General features: G+C 58.4%; 24 protein-coding genes. 6 read left to right on the top strand and 18 right to left on the bottom strand.

Translation table 11 applies throughout. The annotated features are described in order from the left end of the window. The first annotated feature begins 138 nt into the window (after positions 1-138). Complete coding sequence (locus tag N7220_RS10975) at positions 139-987, top strand: PA4780 family RIO1-like protein kinase (RefSeq protein ID WP_283147564.1); 849 nt, start codon at positions 139-141, stop codon at positions 985-987. 11 nt (positions 988-998) lie between these two features. Then, positions 999-1,631: a class I SAM-dependent methyltransferase gene (locus N7220_RS10970; RefSeq protein ID WP_283147563.1), complete on the top strand. Its 633-nt coding sequence runs from the start codon at positions 999-1,001 to the stop codon at positions 1,629-1,631. 162 nt (positions 1,632-1,793) lie between these two features. Here N7220_RS10970 and N7220_RS10965 read toward each other — a convergent pair whose 3' ends face one another. From N7220_RS10965 to mraZ, 18 genes are all read right to left on the bottom strand, one after another. Continuing rightward, positions 1,794-2,153 carry a RidA family protein gene (locus N7220_RS10965; RefSeq protein WP_283147562.1) on the bottom strand — a complete coding sequence of 120 codons (360 nt, stop codon included), beginning with the start codon at positions 2,151-2,153 and terminating at the stop codon, positions 1,794-1,796. Positions 2,154-2,339: 186 nt separating this feature from the next. Then, positions 2,340-2,522 carry a hypothetical protein gene (locus tag N7220_RS10960; RefSeq protein ID WP_283147561.1) on the bottom strand — a complete coding sequence of 61 codons (183 nt, stop codon included), beginning with the start codon at positions 2,520-2,522 and terminating at the stop codon, positions 2,340-2,342. Positions 2,523-2,528: 6 nt separating this feature from the next. Further along, positions 2,529-3,443, bottom strand: a complete 915-nt coding sequence (gene lpxC / locus N7220_RS10955; RefSeq protein ID WP_283147560.1) for a UDP-3-O-acyl-N-acetylglucosamine deacetylase — start codon at positions 3,441-3,443, stop codon at positions 2,529-2,531. 374 nt (positions 3,444-3,817) lie between these two features. Beyond that, the gene (gene ftsZ / locus N7220_RS10950; RefSeq protein WP_283147559.1) at positions 3,818-5,005 is read right to left on the bottom strand and encodes a cell division protein FtsZ; all 1,188 of its coding nucleotides are present in this window, start codon (positions 5,003-5,005) and stop codon (positions 3,818-3,820) included. A gap of 143 nt (positions 5,006-5,148) precedes the next feature. Next, on the bottom strand, positions 5,149-6,381 hold the full coding sequence (gene ftsA, locus N7220_RS10945; protein WP_283147558.1) for a cell division protein FtsA: 1,233 nt from the start codon (positions 6,379-6,381) through the stop codon (positions 5,149-5,151). Positions 6,382-6,466: 85 nt separating this feature from the next. Beyond that, the gene (locus tag N7220_RS10940) at positions 6,467-7,213 is read right to left on the bottom strand and encodes a cell division protein FtsQ/DivIB (RefSeq protein ID WP_283147557.1); all 747 of its coding nucleotides are present in this window, start codon (positions 7,211-7,213) and stop codon (positions 6,467-6,469) included. A 6-nt stretch (positions 7,214-7,219) separates the two neighbouring features. Further along, complete coding sequence (locus N7220_RS10935; protein WP_283147556.1) at positions 7,220-8,137, bottom strand: D-alanine--D-alanine ligase; 918 nt, start codon at positions 8,135-8,137, stop codon at positions 7,220-7,222. Between the two features lie 183 nt (positions 8,138-8,320). Continuing rightward, positions 8,321-9,727 (bottom strand): UDP-N-acetylmuramate--L-alanine ligase, encoded by a 1,407-nt coding sequence (gene murC, locus N7220_RS10930; protein ID WP_283147555.1) that lies wholly within the window; start codon positions 9,725-9,727, stop codon positions 8,321-8,323. Further along, positions 9,724-10,797 (bottom strand): undecaprenyldiphospho-muramoylpentapeptide beta-N-acetylglucosaminyltransferase, encoded by a 1,074-nt coding sequence (gene murG / locus N7220_RS10925; RefSeq protein WP_283147554.1) that lies wholly within the window; start codon positions 10,795-10,797, stop codon positions 9,724-9,726. The genes murC and murG overlap by 4 nt, the downstream gene beginning before the upstream one ends. Further along, positions 10,790-11,980 (bottom strand): putative lipid II flippase FtsW, encoded by a 1,191-nt coding sequence (gene ftsW, locus N7220_RS10920; protein WP_283147553.1) that lies wholly within the window; start codon positions 11,978-11,980, stop codon positions 10,790-10,792. The genes murG and ftsW overlap by 8 nt, the downstream gene beginning before the upstream one ends. Further along, positions 11,977-13,401, bottom strand: a complete 1,425-nt coding sequence (gene murD / locus N7220_RS10915; protein WP_283147552.1) for a UDP-N-acetylmuramoyl-L-alanine--D-glutamate ligase — start codon at positions 13,399-13,401, stop codon at positions 11,977-11,979. Before murD ends, ftsW begins: the two co-directional genes overlap by 4 nt. 15 nt (positions 13,402-13,416) lie before the next feature. Continuing rightward, complete coding sequence (gene mraY / locus N7220_RS10910) at positions 13,417-14,490, bottom strand: phospho-N-acetylmuramoyl-pentapeptide-transferase (RefSeq protein WP_425326783.1); 1,074 nt, start codon at positions 14,488-14,490, stop codon at positions 13,417-13,419. A 15-nt stretch (positions 14,491-14,505) separates the two neighbouring features. Further along, on the bottom strand, positions 14,506-15,885 hold the full coding sequence (locus tag N7220_RS10905; RefSeq protein ID WP_283147550.1) for a UDP-N-acetylmuramoyl-tripeptide--D-alanyl-D-alanine ligase: 1,380 nt from the start codon (positions 15,883-15,885) through the stop codon (positions 14,506-14,508). Next, positions 15,886-17,364: a UDP-N-acetylmuramoyl-L-alanyl-D-glutamate--2,6-diaminopimelate ligase gene (locus N7220_RS10900; RefSeq protein WP_283147549.1), complete on the bottom strand. Its 1,479-nt coding sequence runs from the start codon at positions 17,362-17,364 to the stop codon at positions 15,886-15,888. It lies immediately after the preceding gene. Between the two features lie 2 nt (positions 17,365-17,366). Continuing rightward, on the bottom strand, positions 17,367-19,208 hold the full coding sequence (locus tag N7220_RS10895) for a peptidoglycan D,D-transpeptidase FtsI family protein (RefSeq protein ID WP_283147548.1): 1,842 nt from the start codon (positions 19,206-19,208) through the stop codon (positions 17,367-17,369). Beyond that, entirely contained in the window at positions 19,205-19,513 is a 309-nt protein-coding gene (gene ftsL, locus N7220_RS10890) for a cell division protein FtsL (RefSeq protein WP_283147547.1), read from the bottom strand. The genes N7220_RS10895 and ftsL overlap by 4 nt, the downstream gene beginning before the upstream one ends. Further along, on the bottom strand, positions 19,510-20,439 hold the full coding sequence (gene rsmH / locus N7220_RS10885; RefSeq protein WP_283147546.1) for a 16S rRNA (cytosine(1402)-N(4))-methyltransferase RsmH: 930 nt from the start codon (positions 20,437-20,439) through the stop codon (positions 19,510-19,512). The genes ftsL and rsmH overlap by 4 nt, the downstream gene beginning before the upstream one ends. Further along, positions 20,436-20,873 (bottom strand): division/cell wall cluster transcriptional repressor MraZ, encoded by a 438-nt coding sequence (gene mraZ / locus N7220_RS10880; protein WP_283147545.1) that lies wholly within the window; start codon positions 20,871-20,873, stop codon positions 20,436-20,438. Before mraZ ends, rsmH begins: the two co-directional genes overlap by 4 nt. A gap of 289 nt (positions 20,874-21,162) precedes the next feature. Here mraZ and N7220_RS20835 point away from each other — a divergent pair, with 289 nt between their 5' ends. The 4 genes from N7220_RS20835 to deoC all read left to right on the top strand — a co-directional run bounded on the left by N7220_RS20835 (position 21,163) and on the right by deoC (position 24,845). Beyond that, positions 21,163-21,339, top strand: a complete 177-nt coding sequence (locus tag N7220_RS20835; protein ID WP_425326769.1) for a protein MIGRI — start codon at positions 21,163-21,165, stop codon at positions 21,337-21,339. A 112-nt stretch (positions 21,340-21,451) separates the two neighbouring features. Next, complete coding sequence (gene msrP / locus N7220_RS10870; RefSeq protein WP_283147543.1) at positions 21,452-22,390, top strand: protein-methionine-sulfoxide reductase catalytic subunit MsrP; 939 nt, start codon at positions 21,452-21,454, stop codon at positions 22,388-22,390. Between the two features lie 292 nt (positions 22,391-22,682). Beyond that, entirely contained in the window at positions 22,683-23,957 is a 1,275-nt protein-coding gene (locus tag N7220_RS10865) for a NupC/NupG family nucleoside CNT transporter (protein WP_283147542.1), read from the top strand. 105 nt (positions 23,958-24,062) lie between these two features. Beyond that, a complete protein-coding gene (deoC, locus tag N7220_RS10860; protein WP_283147541.1) occupies positions 24,063-24,845 on the top strand; it encodes a deoxyribose-phosphate aldolase in 783 nt (260 codons plus the stop codon). Positions 24,846-24,869: the final 24 nt, after the last annotated feature.

Raw genomic sequence — 24,869 nt, 5'->3', positions numbered from 1 at the left:
GTCGTTGCGCTTTACCCGCAGCATAATCGCCGCTGGGCCAGGTACAAACCTTTGTGACAAAGAAGAACTCCCGGCGAGGCTACTTCAAACCGGTATAATGTGTTGAATTTCCTTGCATTTGGTCTACCTGCCCCGCCTATGAAAACACCTCCAAGATTGCTGCCGCTGGTTGAAGATGGCTTGATTGATGAAGTCGTCCGCCAGTTGATGAGCGGCAAGGAAGCCACGGTCTACGTGGTGCGCTGTGGTGAAGAAATCCGCTGTGCCAAGGTCTACAAAGAGGCCAACCAACGCAGTTTCCGACAGAACGCCGCCTACCAGGAAGGCCGCAAGGTCAAGAACAGCCGCCAGGCCCGCGCCATGGAAAAAGGCTCGCGCTATGGCCGCAAAATGCAGGAAGAAGTCTGGCAAAACGCTGAAGTGGATGCTCTGTACAAGCTGGCCGCAGCCGGTGTCCGCGTGCCGCGCCCATATCTATGCTTTGAGGGCGTGTTGCTGATGGACCTGATCACCGACGCTGAGGGCAATGCCGCACCGCGCCTGAACGATGTGGAAATGTCGCCGGAACTGGCGGTGCAATATCACGGCCAGTTGATCAAGCAAGTAGTGTTGATGCTGTGCGCCGGGATGATCCACGGCGATTTATCCGAGTACAACATTCTGGTCGATGCCGATGGTCCGGTGATCATCGACCTGCCGCAAGCTGTGGACGCTGCGGGCAACAACAACGCCAGCCAGATGCTGGAACGCGACGTGGACAATCTGGCGACCTACTTCGGCCAGTTTGCACCTGAACTGCTTACCAGCCAGTACGGCAAAGAAATCTGGTCGATCTTTGAAGCCGGCACGTTGCATCCAGACGTGCCACTCACTGGCCATTTTGCCATCAGCCACAAACCGGCGGATGTGAAGAGCGTGCTGGAAGAAGTGGAAGCCGTACGCCTGGACGAAGAAAACCGCCGCCGATATCAGCAAGAAGCCGGCTGAGGCTAAACATCATGGCTCTGGACCCGAATGACCTGGCGCAAATTGCCGCGCTCAATATCCATCATTACAACGGCGTGGCTGAGGATTTTCGAGCAGGCACGGCAGACCACGATGTCAGCCAGAATATCGCCGCCTTGCTGCAGCACATCACAACTGCCGCCCCGTTCACCATTCTGGATTTTGGCTGCGGGCCGGGTCGTGATCTGAAAACATTCACCGCGCTGGGCCACACGGCCATTGGCCTGGAAGGTGCCGGTGAGTTTGTCGAGATGGCGCGGAAGGATTCGGGTTGCGAGGTCTGGCAGCAGGATTTTCTGGCGCTGGATTTACCGGATGCGCACTTTGATGGCGTGTTTGCCAACGCGGTGTTGTTCCACGTGCCCAGCCAGGCGCTGCCGCAGGTTCTCAAACAGTTACACGCGACTCTCAAGTCCGGGGGCGTGCTGTTCAGCTCCAATCCACGCGGCAACAATGAAGAGGGCTGGAATCGTGGCCGCTACGGCGCGTATCACGATCTGCAACACTGGCGCGATTACATGACCGCAGCCGGATTTGTGGAGCTGGACCACTACTACCGCCCTGCCGGACTGCCGCGTGAACAGCAGCCGTGGCTGGCGAGCGTTTGGCGCAAACCTTCACACTGACGCGAGACCCGGTAGCCCGGATGAAGCCCGCAGGGCGGGAATCTGGGGTGCGGTGTCGGCAAATTCCCACGTAGAGGCCCAAGGATGTATTGCGTCCCCGGATTCCCGCTACGCTCCATCCGGGCTACGGGTTTTGTCGATTAGCCCGAATACCAGCTATCTTTATGCGATTTTTGTCGCCGCAGTAAATGCAATCTCTACCAGATCATTCGGTGACGCCAAATCAGCGCGTACGCAAGCGCGGGACGGCGCACTGCCCTCTGGCAGCCAGGCTTGCCAGATCTCGTTAAACGCAGCGCGGTTGGCCAGATCAGGTAGATAAATCATCGCCATCAGCAAGCGGCTTTTATCCGATCCCACTTTCTCCAGCGTGCGTTCAGCCTGCGCCAGCAAGGCGTGGGTTTGCTCGACAAAAGTCGTGCCGCTTTCCGGGACTTCAACAAAGAAGGAAATGCCGTTGAAGCTGGTCGCATCAGACCATTGCGGGGTTGGGTTCAGGCGCTGGATATCGGAATTGGACATAGTGCGGGTTCCTGCTGGCAGATGATGAGGAAATGATCAGCCAGCATCATCGCCGCAGTGGGCTTCGCTGTCACCTGTTTGCAGTATTGGCCAGTCAGTGGACTCGGCGAAGCCAATCCACCAATGCGGCGGTGGATTATCGCGCTTCAGAAAAGGTCGCCCGGATTCCACCCAACGCCACGCCGGTTACATCATCATCCGCTGCAACGCCAACCCGCTAAAAAACACCAACAGCAGCGCCAGCACGCCGTACAGCACCCAACTGATCATGCGCAGCCAGAAGCGGTCACGCGTGCGCAGATATTTGAACGCGCCAAAACCAGCCAACAGCACGGCCAGCACAAACAGAATGCGCAAGATGCCAAACATGGATGATCAGATAGACAGCGGTGGCAGCGCGTGGAAGGACGAGGGCACTTGGGTATCGTTCTCGAAGGTCACCAGTTCATAGCTGGTCGGGTCCGCCAGCAAGGCACGCAGCAGCTTGTTGTTCATCGCGTGGCCGGATTTGTAGCCAGAGAACGCCGCAATCAGTGGGTGACCAATCACGTACAGATCACCAATCGCATCCAGCAGTTTGTGGCGCACGAACTCGTCATCAAAGCGCAAACCGCCATCGTTGAGCACGCGGTATTCGTCGATGACCACCGCGTTGTCCATGCTGCCGCCACGGGCCAGGCCATTCATGCGCATGTATTCAACTTCGTGGATAAAACCAAAGGTGCGGGCGCGGGCGATTTCGCTGATGTAATTGGTATTGGCAAAGTCGATGGAGATCGACTGTTGCGACTTCTTGAACGCCGGGTGCTTGAAATCAATGGTGAGCGTGGTTTTGTAGCCTTCGTACGGCTCCAGCTTTACCCATTTGTCGCCCTCGGCCACTTGCACCGGCTTGAGCACGCGCACAAAGCGCTTGGGCGCGTTTTGCAGCACCACACCGGCGGACTGCAGCAAGTAAATGAATGGCGCGGAGGAGCCATCCATGATCGGCATTTCCGGAGCGTCAACTTCCACCAGCACGTTATCAATGCCGAAACCGGCAAAGGCCGACATCAGATGTTCGATGGTGCCTACGCGCACGCCGTCTTTGACCAGCGTGGAGGAGAGTCGCGTGTCGTTGACGAGATCCGGCCCCACCTTGAATACGTCCGAATCGGGCATATCCGAACGCTTGAAGACGATCCCGTGTTCCACCGGTGCCGGTTTCATGACGAGCGTTACCCGCTCGCCTGAGTGCAAGCCGACGCCGACGGCACGAACCGTCGATTTCAAGGTGCGTTGCTGAAACATGTATCGATTACTCCGCCTGGCTATTCAATCTACTGAGACATTTTAGCAGCCCCGGGTCATGGGCTGGATTGATCGTCACAATAAAAGGGATAGCCGGAATCAATCTACTTACTGCGTCCGTATGCGCTACAGTCAGCCGCCTTGTGGGCAAAAGACGGTCGTGCGCACCCATCCAGTTGAAATGAATCACCAGAGACAGGGGCGCGGTGCGGCACACCGTTGGGCGTGCCGCACGCTACGCGATCGGGTCAGAGGCGCAGTTGGCGTTGTGTAGAGTCGCTACAAAATGCTGTAGGCGAGGCGCGCGCCGTGCAGACAGTACAACTTGGTACGGCAAGCAAGCGCAACACTGCATACAGCTTTTTTTGCGACTCTTAATCGGCCTGGCGGCGCAAGAACGCCGGAATATCCATGTCGATATTGTTCAACGCCGGACGTGCCGCAGGTGCCGCCGCAGCTTCACCGGCACCACCGCCACGACGGGTACGCCAGATTGCCGGAGTGTCGTAATCTTCTGCGTTAAAGCCCATGTTGTCAGTACCGGTACGGGCTTGCTGGCCCTGACCTTGTACGACCGACAGTTGCGGCTTGCTGGTTTCCTTGGCACCCAGACCGGTAGCGATCAGGGTGATGCGGATCTGGTCACCTAGCGATTCGTCATACACCACGCCGTGCTTGACCTGAGCATCTTCGGCCACGTGGGCGTTGATGATTTCCAGCGACTGGCGAATTTCGCCCTTCTTGAGCGTGGTACGGCTGGCACTGAAGTTCACCAGCACGCCGCGAGCACCCTTGAAGCTGATGTTGTCCAGCAGCGGGCAACGGATGGCTTCTTCGGTTGCTACTACAGCACGGTCTGCACCCACAGCCACGGCCGAACCCATCATGGCCATGCCCATTTCGCGCATGACGGTCTTCACGTCGGCAAAGTCGACGTTGATCAGGCCCGGGTAGTTGATGATCTCAACGATGGAACCCACAGCGCTGCGCAGGACATCGTCTGCAGCACGGAAGGCTTCGTCGATGGTGACATCTTCACCCAGCACTTCTTCCAGCTTCTGGTTGGACACCACGATCAGCGAATCAACATACTTCGCCAGTTCGTCGATACCCACTTGCGCCACTTTCTGGCGACCGCCTTCGTCGATGCCTGGCTTGGTCACCACGCCAACCGTGAGAATGCCCTTCTCACGTGCCACTTGCGCGATGACCGGCGCGGCGCCAGTACCTGTGCCGCCACCCATGCCTGCGGTGATGAACAACAAGTCCGAACCTTCGATCAGTTCGGCGATGTGGTCACGGTCTTCTTCTGCTGCCTGACGACCGATTTCCGGGTTGCAACCTGCACCGAAACCACGAGTGAGGTCAGCGCCCAGCTGAACCACGTTATCGGCGCGCGACAGTTTCAGAACCTGTGCGTCCGTATTGGCGGCGATGAACTGCACGCCTTGCATCATGTTGTCGATCATGTTGTTGATCGCGTTGCAACCCGCGCCACCAACACCAATCACCTTGATGTTCACAAGGTGCGCTACTTCCTGAACTTCAAAAGTAAGTGCCATGTGTTTCTCCTCTGACCCTAAAACTACTGCTGACCCGAAAAATAAAAAAACGCCCGTTTTCAAAACCGACTACGACTGAATTCTTGCTTTTGTTACTGCCTGAACCGGTACTGCTGAAACTGGTAACTGATGCATCCAGACTGTTAGAAGTTGTTCTGGAACCACGATTTCATGCGGCCCAGCATGTCGCCGAACGAGCCATCCTTGGCCCGGCCAACGGGATTGCGCATGTATTGCTCTTTGGCGATCAACAACAAACCCACAGCGGTGGAGAAGCGCGGGTTCTTCACTACTTCGGCCAGCCCGCCGACGTACTTCGGATGCCCCAGACGCACTGGCATGTGGAAGATTTCCTCACCCAGTTCCACCATGCCGGGCATCAACGATGCCCCGCCGGTAATCACGATGCCGCTGGATAACCGGTCTTCAAATCCGGCCCGGCGCAGTTCTGTCTGCACCAGGCTGTACAACTCTTCCACTCGCGGCTCGACCACTTCGGCCAGGGTGTGACGGCTCATCTGGCGCAAGCCACGCTCGCCCACGCCCGGCACTTCGATCATCTGTTGCGGATCGGTCATGTGACGCAGCGCCACGCCGTATTGCAGCTTGATGGTTTCGGCTTCACCGGTTGGCGTACGCAGCGCCATGGCGATGTCGTTGGTGATCTGGTCACCGGCAATCGGAATCACCGCGGTGTGGCGGATCGCGCCATTAATGAACACCGAGATATCCGTCGTGCCGCCGCCGATATCGACCAGGCACACACCCAGATCTTTCTCGTCTTCCGTCAACACGGCATAGGCCGAGGCCAGTGGCTGCAACACCACTTCGGCGATCTCCAGCCCGCAACGACGCACACACTTGGTGATGTTCTGCACGGCAGAGACCGCGCCGGTGACGATGTGCACGCGCACTTCCAGGCGTACGCCACTCATGCCCAGCGGTTCTTTGACGTCTTCCTGGCCGTCGATGATGTATTCCTGCGCCAGGATATGCAGCACCTGGTGATCGGTCGGGATATTCACCGCACTGGCGGTTTCGATCACGCGGTCCATATCGGCCTGCGTGACTTCCTTATCCTTAATCGCCACCATGCCGTGCGAATTGAGGCCCTTGATGTGGCTACCGGCAATCCCGGTGAACACTTCGCGGATTTTGCAATCCGCCATCAATTCCGCTTCACCCAAAGCCGACTGGATGGCGTTCACCGTTTTCTCGATGTCCACCACTACGCCGCGCTTCAGGCCCCGGGACGCAGCCGAGCCCAGGCCGACGACGTTCAACGAGCCGTCTTCCTGCACTTCGGCCACCACCGCCACCACCTTGCTGGTGCCGATATCGAGCCCCACGATGAGGTTTTTGGTATCCCTGGTCACTGACAACCTCTTTATCTTTCCTGATGAATCACTTGAAAAATTGTCCGGCGATCCGCGCTAAACGCTGATCAAAGCCGGGCCTGTATCACGCTGGCGCTTTGGCGCCCTTGGCCGGAACTGCGGGTTTGAAGCCCGGCAATCTCACGGCAAAACCATTCGGGTAACGCAAATCCACATACGAAAACTGCTGGGCATCGCCAGAGAGCTTGGCCAGTGAGCCGCCATAGGCCGTGGCAAAGCGTTTGACCCGGTCCAGCACCTCGTTACGACCTGCTTCCACAATCACTTGTCGATCCAGCTCAAAGCGCCATGCCCGGCGTTCAGACAACCAGATATGCGTGGGTTGCTTGCCCATTGGGCCCAACGCAGTCTTCAAATCACTCAAACCATCCACCATCAGCTTTTCTGTGCCATCCGGACCTTCCAGGATCGGCAGCTGATCGTTCGAGGCGGCGTCAAAGCGCTCGCCATAGTTGTTCAACAACGCAATCGAACCCCAACGCGCGATAGCGTGATGTTCTTCAATCGTGACTTCCAGCCGGTCTGGCCAACGCCGCCGCACGCTCACCTGGCGCACCCACGGCAACTTTTCAAAGGCTTGCCGGGTCTTGTCCAGATCCAGCGTAAAGAACGTCCCCTTGAGGTCGTTCTTGATCACGTACTGCAACTGCTCGCGTGTGACGTGCGCCAGATCGCCATCCACCGCGATCCGCTTGACCGGGAACAGCGGTGAATGCACCGCCAGAAACAGCACGGAATAAAACAGCAGCAGCACGGCCATGGCCGTGAGCAGATTGGCAAACCACATCAGAAGTTGGGGCTTGTCCCACATGCCGTGTTATTCCTGCCCGTCCAGCGTGGTGTCCAGAATCCGCAGCACCAGATCCTCGTAGCTCATGCCCGCCTGGCGCGCCGCCATCGGAAACAGGCTGTGACTGGTCATACCTGGTGCGGTGTTTACTTCCAGCAAGTAATGCTGGCCTGCTTCATCCATCAAAAAGTCCACGCGGCCCCAACTGCTGCCGCCAATGGCCCAGAATGCTTTCAGCACATCTGCGGCGATCTGCACTTCTTTCTCTGCCGACAAACCACACGGACAGTGATAAACCGTGTCGTCGCGGAAATACTTGGCTTCGTAGTCGTAGAACTCGGTGGCCGGTTCAATCTTCACGGCGGGCAGTGCTGCATTGCCCAGCACGGCCGTGGTGTATTCACCGCCACCGACAAACGTTTCGGCCAGCACCAGCTTGTCGAACTTGGCTGCCTCTTCATAAGCCGCCTTGAGGCCACCCGCCGTTTTCACCTTCACCACACCCACGCTGGAGCCTTCGGTGGCCGGTTTTACAAACAGCGGCAGACCGAGTTTTTGCTCAATGGCGGCAAAGTCGGAGTTGGCATCGACCAACTCGAACGCCGGAATCGGCAAACCCAGCGCTTGCCAGATCAGCTTGGTACGCAGCTTGTCCATGCCGATGGCCGAAGCCAGTACGCCGCAGCCGGTGTAAGGCACGCCCAATACCTCCAACGCGCCCTGGACCGTGCCGTCTTCACCGTATGGACCGTGCAAAATAGCGAACACACGATCAAAACCTTCGTCCTTGATCGACAGCAGCGGTTTTTCAGCCGGATCAAACTTGTGCGCATCCACCCCTCGGCTTTGCAAAGCCGCCAGCACGCCGGTGCCACTCATCAACGAGACTTCACGCTCGCTGGAGGTGCCTCCCATCAAAACCGCCACTTTTCCGTATTGCTTCATTGCTGATGCTTCCAGTTAAAAATTTCCCATGCCGCCCTCGAACGCAGTGAGGCTCCCTCGCGGCGGCGAGGGCGGGGGGAGTCGGGACCAATCAGAGCGAGCGGTTGCTGGCACACCTTCCAACGCAAGCGCTCGGCTTGGCCGGGCGCCGCAAGCAACTCTGTACTCACCCAAAGATTCATCTCATGCCCCCGCGAGCTTGGCCGGGATACCGCCAATCGACCCGGCGCCCATGGTGATAACCACGTCGCCGTCTTGCACTGCGGCGAATACTGCCTCAGGCATATCTGCAATTTGTTCCACAAACACCGGCTCGACCTTGCCCGCAACACGGATGGCACGAGCCAGACTGCGGCTGTCCGCGGCGACAATTGGTGCCTCCCCAGCGGCGTACACGTCGGCCAGCAACAAGCCATCGACGGTGGACAGCACTTTGACAAAGTCTTCAAAACAGTCGCGGGTGCGCGTGTAGCGATGTGGCTGGAACGCCAGCACCAGGCGACGGCCCGGGAAAGCACCGCGCGCTGCGGCCAGAGTCGCCGCCATTTCTACCGGGTGATGACCGTAGTCATCCACTAGCGTGAAACTGCCACGCCCGCTGCCATCTGCAGCGGGTTTCAAGGCCACTTCGCCGTATTGCTGGAAGCGCCGACCGACACCGGTGAATTCGGCCAGAGCGCGCTGAATTGCGCCTTCGCTGGCGCCCACTTCCAAGCCAATCCCAATCGCCGCCAAAGCGTTGAGCACGTTATGCTTGCCGGGCATGTTCAGCACGATTGGGATGCGGCGGGTTTCGCCGTTTTCCCACACCGCGTCAAACTTCATCTGGCCGCCTGCAGCTTCGACGTTCTCGGCACGCAAGGTGGCGTCTTCGCTAAAGCCGTAGGTGGTAACCGGGCTGGTCACTTCGGGCAGGATGGAGCGCACGTGTGGATCATCCACACACAGCACGGCGCGACCGTAAAACGGCAGGTGGCGCAGGAAATCAACAAACGCACCTTTGAGTTTGTTGAAGTCGTGGCCGTAGGTATCCATGTGGTCCTGGTCGATGTTGGTCACGACCGAGATAACCGGATTGAGATACAGGAACGAGGCGTCTGATTCGTCTGCCTCGGCCACCAGAAAATCGCCGTGGCCCAGGCGCGCGTTGGTGCCAGCCGCATGCAGCTTTCCACCAATCACAAAGGTTGGGTCTAAATCAGCCGCTTGCAGCACGCACGCGGTCAAGCTGGTGGTGGTGGTCTTGCCATGCGTGCCGGCAATGGCGATGCCTTGCTTGAGCCGCATCAGTTCGGCCAGCATCATGGCGCGCGGGATAACCGGGGTTTTGGCTTCGCGTGCCGCCAGCACTTCCGGGTTATCGGCAGTCACGGCGGTCGAAGTCACCACCACGTCCACACCACGGGCGTAATCGGCCGAATGGCCCTGATACACCTTGGCGCCTGCGGCGATCAGGCGTTGCGTGGTGGCATTGCTGCCCAAGTCAGAACCGCTGACTTCAAAGCCCAGGTTGACCAATACTTCGGCGATGCCGCTCATGCCAACGCCGCCAATCCCGACAAAGTGAATGCTTTTAACTTTATGTTTCATGCTGATAATTCCTCCAGCACCCGCACCACGTCTTGTGTGGCTTCGGGGCGGGCGAGTTGCCGGGCTGATTGGGCCATCGTCAGGCAAGCCGCTCGATTGGTTTGTTGCAGCAGCGCGGCAAAACGCGCTGCGTTGAATTCGGTTTGTTGCAGCAACACGCCAGCACCCGCGTCGCTCAGATATCTAGCGTTGCCAGTCTGGTGGTCATCCACCGCGTGCGGATACGGCACCAGCACGCTGGCCGCGCCAACGCAGGCCAGCTCAGACACCGTGAGTGCGCCGGAGCGGCACAGCACCAGATCGGCGTCGGCGTAAGCCGCAGCCATATCGGCGATAAACGCCACGCATTCAGCCTCAACACCAGCCTGGGCGTAGTTGGTCCGCAGGGCGTCGATATTCTTTTCACCTGCTTGATGAATCACCACCGGGCGTTGTTCTTGTGGCAATTGCGCGAGTGCCTTGGGCACTTCGTCATTGAAGGCCTTGGCACCGAGGCTGCCGCCGACCACCAGCAAGCGCAGCGGACCAGTACGACCGGCAAAGCGCTCGGCCGGAACTGGCACATTCAGGATCGCACCGCGTACCGGGTTCCCGATGCACGCGCGTTTCTTGCCAGACGCAAATGCGCCAGGGAAAGCAAACAGCACCCGGTTGGCGATATGCGACAGCGCCTTATTGGTCAGACCAGCCACGGAGTTCTGTTCGTGAATCACCAGCGGCAACCACAGCAGACGCGTGGCCAGGCCGCCAGGAAAGCCGGTAAAGCCGCCAAAACCAATGGCTACGTCCGGGCGGTAACGGAAGATCACGTTTACTGCACCGGCCAGCGCGCGCAGTTGCACCCACGGCTGCGCCAGCTTTTTCAGCAGGCCTTTGCCGCGTACGCCGGTAATGGGCAGGGTTTCCAGCGGAATGTCATGCAGCGGCACGATGCGCGTTTCCATCGCCCCTTTCGCGCCCAGCCAGACCACGCTCCAGCCTTTTTGCCGCACGGCATCAGCCACGGCCAGTGCCGGGAAAATATGCCCGCCAGTGCCGCCCGCCATCACCAGCAAAGTGCGCTTACTCATGGCGCACCCCGCGAATCATCTGGCGGTTTTCATAGTCGATGCGCATCAGCACACCCAAGGCCAGCAGATTGGCCACGATGCCGGAGCCACCAAAGCTCAACAGCGGCAAGGTCAGGCCCTTGGTTGGCATCAGGCCCATGTTCACGCCGATATTGATTACCGACTGCACGCCAAACCAGATACCGATGCCTTGCGAAACCAGCGCTTGATAGGCGCGATCGAGCTTGGCGGCTTGCACGCCAATCAGGAAAGAACGCAGCACGATAAACGCGAACAACATGACCACGAACGCTACGCCGAGGAAACCCAGTTCCTCGGCAATGATCGCCATCAAGAAGTCGGTGTGCGCTTCGGGCAGGTAGGAGAGCTTCTCGACGCTGGCGCCCAGGCCCACGCCGGTCCATTCGCCGCGGCCAAAGGCGATCAACGAGTGACTCAATTGATAGCCCTTGCCGAACGGGTCTTTCCACGGATCAAGAAAGCCCAGCACACGCTGCATCCGGTAAGGCGAGCTAACCACCAGCCCGACAAAGCCCACCGCCAGTGCGACGATCAAACCGGCAAACAACCGCCAGTTAAAGCCGCCCAGGAACAACAGGCCCATGGCGATGGCGGTAATCACGGCGAAGGCACCGAAGTCCGGCTCCAGCAACAGCAAGCCGCCGACCACCAGCATCACCACCATCATCGGTAGCAGGCCCTTGGTGATACTTTCGATCAGGTCGCCGCGCATGAAGGCTGCTTTGCGTACGGTGTAATCAGCGGCATACAACGGCACCACAAACTTCATGATCTCGGATGGCTGCAAGTTGATAACCACCAGCGACAACCAGCGGCGGCTACCGTTTACTTCGCGGCCAATGCCCGGCACCAGCACCACGGCCAGCATGAGCACACCAACGATAAACAGCGCCGGGGCATACTGCTGCCACGTCTTGGTAGAGATATTGAACGCCACAAAGCCTGCGATCAGCCCGACCACCAGGAAAATCGAATGACGAATCAGGTAGTAATTGGCGCGGAACCCGATGTCTTTATCGACCTCGGCTTGTGCAATTGACGCCGAATACACCATCACCAGACCAAACGCGAGCAGGACGAGGATCGCCCACAGCAGTGCCTGGTCATAGGCAGCCATGGTTGGGCGAACGCGTTTGAGTGCCTGATAGAAGATGTTCTTCACGCCGAACCTCCGGCGAGCGCTTTCACCGCGGCGATGAACACTTCGGCGCGGTGATGATAATTGCGGAACATGTCCAGGCTGGCGCAGGCGGGCGACAGCAATACGGCGTCGCCGGGTTGCGCCATATTGGCAGCAATGGAGACAGCCATTTCCAATGTCGGCACTTGCAATACCGGCAGGAACGATTCGTCATCGTCATCCTCGTCATCGCCCACGGCAATGAATGGTGACGACGCATCGTTCAGCACTTCGGCAATCTTCGGGCCATCGCGACCAATCAAAATCACCGCGCGGCAGATACGCTCGCACGCTTCAACCAGCGGTTCAAAATCCTGGCCCTTGCCATCGCCGCCGGCGATCAGCACGACCGGTTGGGTCATGCCTTTAAGAGCGGCTTCCGTGGCGCCCACATTGGTGCCTTTGGAGTCGTCGTAGTACTTAACGCCGTCAATCTCGGCCACAAACTCAACGCGGTGCGGCAAACCTTTGAAGACCTTGAGTGCGGTAATCAGCGGGGCATTCGGCAAGCCAATGGCGCGGCACAATGCTATCGCAGCCAAAGCGTTCACGGCGTTGTGCAAACCAGCCAGCGGCAATTCGCTGGCCTTGAGCAGTTCAGTATCACCGGCGCGCAGGATGAAATCTTCGCCTTGCTCGACCAGACCATATTCGGTGGCAGAACGCGGCAGGTCGGCACCAAACCAGATCACTTCGCGGCCCGGCAAGGCCATGTCCTGGCACCAGTCGTCTTCACGATTGAGCACCATCACGCCGTTGCCGTTGAACACGCGCGCCTTGGTGGCGGCGTAATGCGCCATGCCGGTGTAGCGATCGAGGTGATCCTCGGTCACGTTCAGTACGGTGGCCGCATCGGCTTGCAGCGAATAGGTGGTTTCGATCTGGAAGCTGGAAAGTTCCAGCACAAACACATCGGGCAAAGCGCCTTTGGCTTGCCATTGCGCCAGGGCTTCGAGCACCGGCAAGCCAATATTGCCCGCCACCACCGTTTGCAAACCGGCGGCTTCACACATCTGGCCAACCATGGTGGTGACCGTGGATTTGCCGTTGGAACCAGTAATGGCGATGACTTTGGTCGCCGTGCCAGCAATCACTTGCGCCAGCAGTTCAATGTCGCCCATCGCCGGAACACCACGCGCCACGGCAGCAGCCACGGCGGGAGTCACCAGCGCTACGCCAGGGCTCATGATCAAGGCATCGGCATCAGCAAAAGTGGCATCGGAGAAAGCGCCCAGACGTAAACCAGCATCCGGCAGCGCCGCTTTGAGCGCATCCAGGTTGCGTGGCGTATTGCTGGTATCTGCCACCGACACTCGCGCACCTTGCCCTGCCAGCCATTTGGCAGCAGCCAGACCCGAATCTCCCAGGCCCACAACGATGCAGTGTTTTCCTTGCCAAGCCATTTTGTTGCCGATTCCTTAACGCAGTTTCAGTGTGGCCAGACCGGCCATCACCAGCAGCATGGTGATAATCCAGAAACGCACCACAACCTGCGTCTCTTTCCAGCCTTTCAATTCGTAGTGGTGATGCAGCGGCGCCATTCTGAAAACCCGCTTGCCGGTGAGCTTGAAGCTGGCGACCTGGATCATCACCGACAGTGCTTCCACCACAAACACACCGCCCATGATCAGCAGCACGATTTCCTGGCGCACGATCACGGCCACAGTGCCCAGACCCGCGCCGAGTGCCAGTGCGCCAACGTCGCCCATGAACACTTCCGCCGGGTAGGCGTTAAACCATAAAAATCCGAGCCCGGCACCGGCCATTGCGGCACAGAAAATCACCAGTTCACCGGCGCCCGGCACATGCGGAATGCCCAGGTATTTGGAGAACACGGCGTTACCGGCCACGTAGGCAAAAATGCAGAACGCACCGGAGACCAGCACCGTTGGCATGATCGCCAGACCGTCGAGGCCATCGGTGAGGTTGACGGCGTTGGACGTGCCAACGATCACGAAATAGGTCAGCACGCAAAAGCCGATCGCGCCGAACGGGTACAGGATTTCTTTGTAAAACGGGATGATGAAGCCGGTGTGCGACGGCAGCTGGCCCGCGTTGACCAGGAACACGCCGGCACCAATGGCAATGGCCGACTGGCCGAGCATCTTGGCTTTGGCGCTCAAACCCTTCGGGTTTTTGAGCGCGACCTTTTTGTAATCGTCGATAAAACCGATGACGCCGGTAGCCAGCGTCACAATCAGTACCAGCCACACGTATTTGTTGTTCAGCTCGCCCCACAGCAGGGTGGTTATGCCAATCGACAGCAGAATAAGCGTGCCGCCCATGGTCGGGGTACCGGCTTTGACCAGGTGAGTCTGGGGGCCATCGCTGCGTACGGATTGGCCGACTTTCATTTCGGTCAGCTTGCGGATCACCAGCGGGCCCAGCGCCCACGAAATTCCCAAGGCCGTAATCATGGCCAGCACCGCACGCAACGAGATGTAGTTGAACACGTTGAAAGCGCGGATCGATTCGGCCAGCCATTGAGTCAGTAGCAGCAACATGGCTCAGGCATCCTTTTTATTGTTGTTTTGGGCGATGCCTTGCAGCGCTTGTACTACCCGTTCCATACGCATGAAGCGCGACCCTTTCACCAACACCAGGCTGTCTGGTGTCACTGCCATTTGCAGCGTGGCCATCAGGTCTTCCAGCGTGGCCGAATGCTTGTTGCCAAACTCACTCGCGGCATTGGCCATTTGTTCGCCCAGCGTAAACAGTTGCTGTACGCCCTGCTCTTTGGCGTATTTGCCGATTTCTGCATGCAGATCAGCAGCATCAGGGCCAACTTCGCCCATATCACCCAGCACCAGAATGGATGGATTGCCACCGGCGCGGGCCAAGGTAGTCAGTACATCGACCGCCGCGCGCATCGAATCCGGATTGGCGTTGTAGGTGTCGTCGATCACTTGCGCGCCATTGGCCGCCACTTTGCGTTCGAGTCGGCCTTTCACGCCTTTGTATTGCCGCAGGCCAGCAGCAATTTGCGTCACGTCCAGCCCGGCAGCGTAAGTGCCAGCGGCAGCGGCCAGCGCGTTACGCACGTTATGCAGGCCCGGCGCAGGCAGCAGCACGCGGGTTTCATCGATCGGCACACCGAGGATAAATTCCGAGCCTTCCGCCGTTTCGACGATGTCCCGTGCATGCATGTCGGCGGTGTGCAGACCAAAGCTGAGTTGGCGATTGCCGTTGGCCAACTGGCTCCACAACGCAGCATTGGCGTCATCAGCGTTGATTACCGCTGTGCCGCCTGCTTTCAGTCCGCCAAAAATCTCACCCTTGGCCCGGGCCACGCCTTCCACCGAGCCCAAGGCTTCCAGATGAGCGCGCAGCGCGTTGTTGACTACGGCCACATCCGGGCGGGCCAGATGAGTCAGGTAATCAATCTCGCCGAAATGGTTCATGCCCATTTCAATCACCGCAAAACGATGTTGCGCGGTCAGGCGTAACAAGGTCAGTGGCACGCCAATGTGGTTGTTCAGGTTGCCACGCGTCGCCAACACCGCCTCTTCACCAAAGCGGGTGATCAGGATGGTGGCGATCATTTCCTTGACGGTGGTTTTGCCACCGCTGCCAGTCACGGCGATCACTTTCAGGTCGGTCATGCGCTCGCGCCAGTAGGCGGCGAGTTTGCCCAGCGCGGCCAGGGTATCGGGCACGACAATATGCGTGCCACTTACCACACGCTCTACCAGCACCGCGACGGCACCTTGCGCCAAAGCATCGGCGGCAAAATCATGACCATCAAACCGCTCGCCCTTGAGCGCAACGTACAGATCACCCGGCTTGATGTCGCGGCTGTCGGTGGTCACGCGGACAAAGGCGATGTCGGCATCGCCTGTCAGCAAACCATCAAGGGCCAGCGCTGTTTCGCGCAGGGTCAGCATCATTTACTGCTTCCTTTCCAAAGCTGCACGCGCCTCTTCGACATCGTCGAAATGCTGGCGCACACCATTGATTTCTTGATATGTCTCGTGACCTTTACCGGCGATCAGCACCACGTCGTCTGGCCCGGCCAGATCAATGGTGTCTTCAATGGCCACGCGCCGATCGAGACTAATGGCGTAGTTGTGATCACCCAGGCCATACACACCCTCAACGCCCGCGACGATGTCTTCCACAATTTTTTGCGGGCTTTCGGTACGTGGGTTGTCGCTGGTGATAATGACGTTGTCGGCCAGGTCACAAGCGATTTTGGCCATCATGGGGCGCTTGCCCGGATCGCGGTCGCCACCGCAACCAAAAATGCAGTACAAGCGTTTACCGGCAGGCATGGCTTCACGCAGCGTAGCCAGGGCTTTTTCCAGCGCGTCCGGCGTATGGGCGTAATCCACCACCACCAGCGGCAAGCGGCCACCACCCAGACGCTGCATGCGCCCGCCAGCGGGCTCGATCTCGCTCAAGACCTGGGCGGCATTGGCCAGCGGCACACCGGCAGACAACAACACGCCCAGCGCGGCCAGCAGGTTGTAGACGTTAAAGCGGCCAATCAACTGACTAACGATGCTGGCGCGGCCCATTGGCGTTTCGATTTCCAGCGCCAACCCGTTGAGCGAGGCATGAACCGCCACCGCACGCAGATCACCCTGGTCGATGCCGTAGGTAAACACTTGCTGTGCCGTGGTCGATTTGGCTAGCTCGCGGCCAAATTCGTCGTCCACATTGATCACGGCGGTTTTGAGTCCTTCCCAGGCAAACAGGCGAGCCTTTTCGGCACCATAGGCTTGCATGGTGCCGTGGTAATCAAGGTGATCGCGAGTCAGATTGGTGAACACGGCGGTATCGAAAGCCACGCCATGCACACGCGCTTGAGCCAGACCATGCGAAGAAACTTCCATCACCACCTGGCTAGCACCTTGATCGCGGAACCGCGCCATCCACTGCTGCACAGCGACCGGATCAAGCGTGGTGCGGCTGGATGCTTCCAGCGCGCCCCACAAGCCATTGCCCATGGTGCCCATCAAGCCCGTTTTGTTGCCCAGCAAGGTAAATGCTTGCGCCAGCCAATGAGCGATTGAGGTTTTGCCATTGGTGCCTGTCACACCGACCACTAACAACGCTTTGGAAGGATCGCCCAACAAATGGGAGGCGACGATGCCCGCCTGCGCGCGCAATTGCGGCAATGGTAGATTGGGCACTTGCCAGCTTTGCTGCCACGAAAAATCTTCCGCTTCCCACAGCACTGCACCAGCGCCGCGCCCCACCGCGCTACCTATATACGAGCGCCCGTCGGAGTACTCACCCTGAAAGGCAAGAAACACGTCGCCCGCATCCACAAGGCGGCTATCTGCGCGCACCGGTCTACCTGCGGCGATCTTGTCGATTGCAGCCAGGTCCAGCGGGGACAGATTCCAGGTTTTGGGCTTCATGTTTATTCCCTTGCGTCCGATTCGTCGGGCGCAGGCAGCAGGATATTGTCGGTCGGCGCATCGGGCGGCACGCCCAGCAAACGCAAACTGCCAGCCATGACATTGCTGAACACCGGCCCCGCAACCGAACCACCGAAGTGTTTGGCGCCAGTGGGTTCATCAATCATGACGGCGATAATCAAACGGGGGTCAGATGCTGGCGCCATACCGATAAAGGAGGCAATGTACTTGTTCACATACTGGCCACCTTCCAGCTTGTGTGAAGTACCGGTCTTGCCCGCCACGCGATAACCGACCACGCGCGCGGCAACGCCGGTCCCGCCTGGCTGCACGACGGATTCCATCATGTCGCGCATAGCCTGGGCGCTGGCAGGAGTAATCACTTGCTTGCCCGGCATGGGGGCGACCAGCTTGGTAAAGGTGATCGGGTGAATCTGGCCTTGATCGGCAAACATCTGGTAAGCCCGCGCCATTTGCATCAGGCTGACCGAAATCCCGTTGCCAAAGGCCATGGTGGCTTGTTCAATGGGGCGCCAGTTCTTCCAGTTACGCAAAATACCGCCCGCTTCGCCAGGGAAACCACTGTGCGGTGGCTCACCGAAACCGGCGTTGTGATAGGCGTTCCACATGTATTCGCGCGGCATCATCAATGAGATACGCGCAGCGCCGACGTTGGATGACTGCTGGATAACCTGGGCGATACTCAGCACGCCACCGTGGTGGGTGTCGTGAATGGTCGCCGGACCGATCGACATGGTGCCGTTGAAGGTATCAACCTTGGAATTAGCCGTGATCTTGCCGGAATCCATTACTGCCGAGATCGTCACCGGCTTCATGACCGAACCAGGCTCATAGATATCGGTCAGCGCCCGGTTGCGGCGTGCAGCAGGGTCAATGCGGTTGCGGCTGTTCGGGTTGTAGGACGGCGCATTGGCCAGCGCCAATACTTCGCCGGTATGGGCGTCGAGCACCACGATGCCGCCGCCCACGGCCTTGTTCAATTCCACAGCCGCTTTCAGCTCGCGATAAGCCAGATACTGGATGCGCTTGTCCACCGACAAAGTCAGTGTTTCGCCATCGCGCGGAGGAATGATGGTGGAAATGTCTTCAACGATATAGCCGCGGCGGTCACGAATCACCGTGCGGCTACCGGGTTTGCCGGCCAGCATGCTGTCGCGGGTCAGCTCGAAGCCTTCCTGCCCTTTGCCGTCAATATTGGTGAAGCCAATAATGTGCGCCATCACTTCCCCGGCGGGGTAGTAACGGCGATATTCGGTTTGCGCATAAACGCCGGGCACATTCAAGGCCAGCACGGTCTTGGCGTCAGCAGGTGACAGGCCGCGCTTGAGCCACACAAAATCCGGGCGAATGTCTTCGCCGTTCGGGCCTTTACGTGAGACCGCGACAATCTTCTTGAAGATGTCGTCGGTGGTCATGCCCAGCGATTTGGCCAAGGTAGCGACTTCGTCACGTGACACCGGTACCGGGTCCTTATCGTTCGCTGGTTCCCAATCGTCATCACGCTTTTGCCCTGGCGGCAGCAAAATCATGCCGCGCGGGCTGCACCAGATGGATTGCACCGGCGTGGAGATTGCCAGCGGATCGCCATTGCGGTCGGTGATCATGCCGCGATTGGCTTCCAGCTTGAGCGCACGGGTATAACGCGCATCACCCTGACTTTGCAGGAATGACTCGTTGAACGCTTGCAGATACAAGCCGCGCGCCAGAAGCACCACGAACAGCGCCATCAAGCCGGTCAGAATCGCCCAGACACGCCAGCGCTCGAGCTTGAGCACGTGGGCGTAGCGTTGATGCGGGCGCACGGAAGAGACGCGGGCGTTCATTCTTTCAGGTCCGCTTTGGTGGCCGCGCGACCAATCGCGGTACCTTCCGGGCCGATCACTTGCGTGCGTGCGGCGCCTGGCATCTGCATATTCAGTCGTTGCGTGGCCTCGGACTCAATACGCGAGTGCATCGCCCAAGTGCTTTCTTCCAGCTGCAACTGACCCCATTCCACATCGCGTTGACGTGCAACCTCTTGTTCTTTCTGGAGTTCTCCGTAGGCCTTGCGCGAACGGTGCTGACTGGTAACCACGGATAGAGCGCAAACAATTGCGAGGGTCAGTAAAAATAGATTGAGGCGGATCACAGCGCCGCCTCCGTTCTTTCTGCCACCCGCAGAATCGCACTTCTAGCCCTGGGGTTTGCTGCCACCTCCTCATCGCTTGCCCGAATGGGCTTGCCGATGATTCTCAAGGGTGGCACCGGCATTTCCGACGCCCGTAGCGGCAGTCTGTCCGGCATGTGCGACTTGGACGCATGCTGCATGAACTGTTTGACGATGCGGTCTTCCAGCGAATGGAAGGCAATCACCGATAAACGTCCGCCTGGCTTCAGTCTGGCCAAGGCTTGCGGCAAGATCAGCGAGAGCTCTTCAAGCTCCCGATTAATGAAAATCCGTACAGCCTGGAAGGTACGCGTCGCCGGATCCTGGCCCGGCTCACGGGTACGGACGGCCTTTGCCACGAGCGCGGCAAGTTGGCGTGTAGTCGTGATGGGCTCGATGTCCCGACCCGCAACAATCGCTGTTGCAACCTGTTTAGCAAACCGCTCTTCGCCATAGTCACGTACCACCTCGGCAATTTCTTTTACATCGGCGCTGTTAATCCACTGCGCAGCAGTCATGCCGCGGGTGGTGTCCATGCGCATATCGAGCGGAGCGTCGAAGCGGAAACTAAAGCCGCGACTTCCGTCGTCCAGTTGCGGGGAAGAAACCCCAAGGTCCAGCAATACGCCATCAATCTGCGACACGCCCAAGGCGTCCAGCGCCTGCGCCAGTCCGGCAAAGCCTTCGTGGACGATGGTGAAACGTGGGTCAGTAATGGTGTTGGCTTCAGCAATGGCCTGCAGATCCTTGTCGAATCCGATCAGACGACCATTGGGGCCAAGTTTTGAGAGAATGAGACGGCTGTGGCCGCCGCGACCGAAAGTCCCGTCGACATAGATGCCATCGGGGATAATGGCGAGAGCCTCGACCGCTTCGTCGAGCAAGACCGTGCGATGGATAAAACTCACAGCACGATACCTTGCATTTGCTGGGCCAGTTCGGCCGGGTCAATCGCCAGAACGGACGCAGTTTGTGCGGCCCATTTGGCGTCATCCCATAACTCGAACTTGTTACCCATGCCCACCAGTGCGACTTCCTTGTCCAGCCCGGCAATTTGCCGCAAGCGAGGAGGGATCAGCACGCGACCGGCGCCATCCATTTCGATTTCTTCGGCATGCCCGACGATCACGCGGCGAATGTTCACCTGTGCGCCGGACAATTGATTGAGTTTGTCGCGAACCGGCACCCAGTCTGGTTCGGGATAGACCAGCAGGCAGCCTGCCGGCTCAACGGTAATGACCAGTTTGCCGGCGCAATGGGCAGACAGCAGTTCGCGGTGCCTGGCCGGTATGGCCAAACGCCCTTTGCTGTCGAGATTAAGAGTTGCTACGCCGCCGAACATTGCCTGGTTTTTCCTGGTGTTGTGGAGCAGAAAAGGACACTTTCACCCACTTTCTCCCACTTCGCCCCACTATAGAGCAAATAAAAAGGCGCCACAAGGGGCGCTCACGGATTTTTCTGTTTCTATACAATCACTTATAATGGTCATCGTCAGTAAACTGCGATTTAATAAATTCACTCAAAATCAGGCATCAGCGACCCGTACTTAAAGTGCTACATTAAGTATTGCCAGTGCTAACGCGCGCTGTCCCCACCTGATCCTCACTCTTACGCCGCCAGAAAACTCCCAAGTGCTTTCAGCATTTTCCTTGGCTCTACGCCTCATTTTCCTACTGCTTGCCGCCTGGCTGATTTTCAGCCGCCTGTTCCCGCGAGCCCGGCAAGAGGTTGATCGAGTCGTCAACATCACCGCCATGGTGCTGGTTGTTGCATCGAGCATCGTTGTAGTGCTGCACTTTTTTCATTGATACCGGTCCTATGCCAAAAGCATTGCCTCGTAAGAGAATGCCGGTATAACGATGAAAGAAAAAAGCCAGCCGCGCGACTAAAGCACTATCAGGCCACCTGCGGGAGAAACCCATGTCTCGATTTATCTTCAAGTCCGACGTCGCACCGAGTGAAATCACGCCCGAAGAGGTCTACCGGCAACGCCGACTGTTCATGCAGGCGGCCGGTACGCTGGCGGCGGCAAGCTTTGTACCTGAACTGGCCATGGCAGCTGCCGCGCCATCCTTTGCCGGGGCTCCCAGCAAATACAGCACCACTGAAGCCAAAAATACGTTTGAGCAGATCACCCACTACAACAATTACTACGAGTTTGGCACGGATAAATCCGATCCGGGCGAAAATGCCGGCACGCTGAAAACGCGGCCATGGAGCGTGCGGATTGAGGGCGAATGTGCCAAACCGCAAACGTTTGATATCGATAGCCTGCTGAAACTGGCCCCGCTGGAAGAGCGTGTCTATCGCCTGCGCTGTGTGGAAGCCTGGTCGATGGTGATGCCATGGGAAGGGTTTCCGCTGTCTGAACTACTCAAGCAGGTGCAGCCTAACGGCAACGCCAAATATGTGGAGTTCACTTCGCTGGCCGACCCAAAGCAAATGCCCGGGGTCTCCGAGCGCGTGCTGGACTGGCCGTATACCGAAGGCCTGCGCATGGATGAAGCCATGAATCCGCTCACGCTGCTGACCTTCGGCCTTTATGGCAAGCCGTTGCCTAACCAGAACGGCGCGCCGGTGCGGATCATCGTGCCGTGGAAGTACGGCTTCAAGAGCGCCAAATCCATCGTCAAGATCCGGCTGGTCGAGAAACAGCCGGCCACGGCGTGGAACAAGTCGATCCCGAGCGAGTACGGTTTTTACTCCAACGTAAACCCGGAAGTGGATCACCCGCGCTGGAGTCAGGCCACCGAGCGCCGTATTGGCGAATTCAGCCGTCGCAAGACGCTGATGTTCAATGGCTACGGCGAGTACGTTGCGGCGATGTACCGCAATATGGACCTGAAAAAGTTCTACTGAGGCTGCTGACACCGGCGCCAAACGCTACCGGCCTGGCATTCCCCACACAACCGCGCATTGTCGCGGTTGTTTCATTTGCGCTGTCCGCACCAGCCACCTGAGGCGCAATGCGGGAAACCCCATTCGCATATTTCAGGTTTTCTGCCAAAAATAGGATACGCATCAAAACACGTGCAGCTGCCGCGGGTATGTTGATATGCCTTTCACATATCCAGCTGCACTCGTGCCACAAGCGCGCCGCTGCAGACAAAAGCACCGTTAACAAACCGTTTTCCGGGGAGTACCAATAAAGATGGATATCGTCCGCAGCCTGTTCGGCATGGTGGTTCTGTTACTGATTGCTTTTGCGGTTTCCAATAACCGCCGCCTGATCAAACCCCGCGTCGTCATTGCCGCCTTGCTCACCCAAATCGTGATCGGGGCATTCATCCTGTTTGTACCCATCGGCAAAGATATCCTGGCCGGTGCCGCCAATGCGGTGAACCACGTGCTCGATTATGGCCAGCACGGTATTTCGTTCCTGTTCGGCGGCCTGGTCGACAAAAAGATGTTTGAAATCTTTGGCGACGGCGGCTTTGTATTCGCCTTCCGCGTATTGCCCGCCATTATCTTTGTTACCGCGCTGATTTCGGTGCTGTATTACATCGGCGTAATGAAATGGGTGGTGCTGATCCTGGGCACCCTCTTTCACAAGGTCATTGGTGTTTCCAAGATCGAATCTTTCTCTGCCGCCACCACCATTTTTCTGGGCCAGAGCGAGATGCCTGCGGTGGTCAAACCGTTTGTTAAAAACATGAACGGGCCGGAATTGTTTGCGGTGATGTCCAGTGGCATGGCGGCAGTGGCGGGCTCGGTGCTGGCGGGTTACGCCGGGCTGGGCGTGAAGATGGAATATCTTCTGGCCGCCTCGTTCATGGCGATTCCAGGCGGCTTGTTGTTTGCCAAGATCATTTGCCCGAGCACCGAAGAAAGCAAAGTCGAATTCAAGGAAATCGGCTTTGACGAACATCGCCCCGCCAACGTTATTGAAGCCGCCGCATCCGGCGTTTCCGTCGGTTTGCAGATTGCCTTCAATGTCGGCGCCATGCTGATTGGCTTTATTGGCTTGATCGCACTGGTCGATGGCGTGGTCGGCGGCATCTTCGGCTGGTTTGGTCATCCCAACTGGACCCTGGAATACCTGCTGGGTTATGCCTTTTCGCCACTGGCCTGGCTAATTGGCGTGCCTTGGCATGACGCGCAAATCGCTGGCAACTTCCTCGGCCAGAAAATGATCCTGAACGAGTTTGTCGCGTATGTCGGCCTGGCTCCTTACCTCAAAGACGCGGCCTCAGTTGCTGCCGCTGGTTTGCAGGTGCTGGACCCCAAAACGCTGGCGATTGTGTCGTTCGCTCTGTGCGGCTTTGCCAATTTCTCATCGATTGCCGTGCTCGCGGGCGGTTTCTCTGCCGTCGCCCCGGAACGCCGGTCGCAAGTGGCTCGCTACGGCTTGCGCGTGGTGGTGGCCGGTACGCTCTCTAATCTGATGAGTGCAACCATTGCCGGTATTTTCTTGTCTGTGCATTAAGCATCCAGTCCCCGAGCCGTAGGCCCGACCTGCAAGCGCCTGCGTCGGGCGGGTCTACTGCATCGCAATGCCCGTTCTTCATCTTATCTTCAGCCGGAGGTTGTCATGACCGAACTGAATCGCAACCAACTCACCGAAGCCGTCCTGCGCGCGCTGCATCTGATGGACCTGACCGCGCTGAATGACAGCGACACACACGAATCCATCCGCGCCCTGGCCGCCGCCGCCGATACCCCGGTTGGCACACCCGCTGCACTGTGCGTCTATGCGCAATTTGTCAAAACCGCCAAAGAAGCGCTGGCCAGTAAAGGTTTGACTATTCCCGTCGCCACAGTAACCAACTTCCCCAAGGGCGAAGCCAATCCGCAGGCTGCGGCCGGAGAAACCGCCGAAGCCGTAATTCTGGGCGCGGACGAGGTCGATGTGGTGTTCCCGTTCCGCGCCTTGATGGCGGGAGACGAGGAAGTCGGCCACAAACTGGTGGCACAAAGCCGGCTGGCGGTGGGTGACAAAACCCTGAAAGTGATTATTGAGTCTGGAGAGTTGCAAGAGCCCAGTCTGATCAAACGCGCCAGTGAAATCGCCATCGCGGCGGGTGCGCATTTCATCAAAACCTCTACCGGCAAAGTGCCAGTCAACGCCACCTTGCAAGCGGCTGAGATCATGATTCAGGCGATACACGATTCGGGTAAACCGGTCGGCTTCAAGGCCGCTGGCGGCGTGCGCACTGCAGCCGAAGCGGCGGCCTATCTGGCTATTGCCGACCGTATCATGGGCCCCGCTTGGGCGAGCCCGGCGACCTTCCGCTTTGGTGCCTCCAGCTTGTTGGGCAATTTACTGGTCACGCTGGGGCACGACGCCGGCGCCACGCGTAGTTCGGGGTATTGAATCCCAACGACGACAGCCCAGGAC

Source organism: Silvimonas soli, from assembly GCF_030035605.1.
GTDB classification, from domain to species: domain Bacteria; phylum Pseudomonadota; class Gammaproteobacteria; order Burkholderiales; family Chitinibacteraceae; genus Silvimonas; species Silvimonas soli.
The sequence above is the reverse complement of the archived record's forward strand: the minus strand, read 5'-3'. Positions and strand labels throughout refer to the sequence as shown.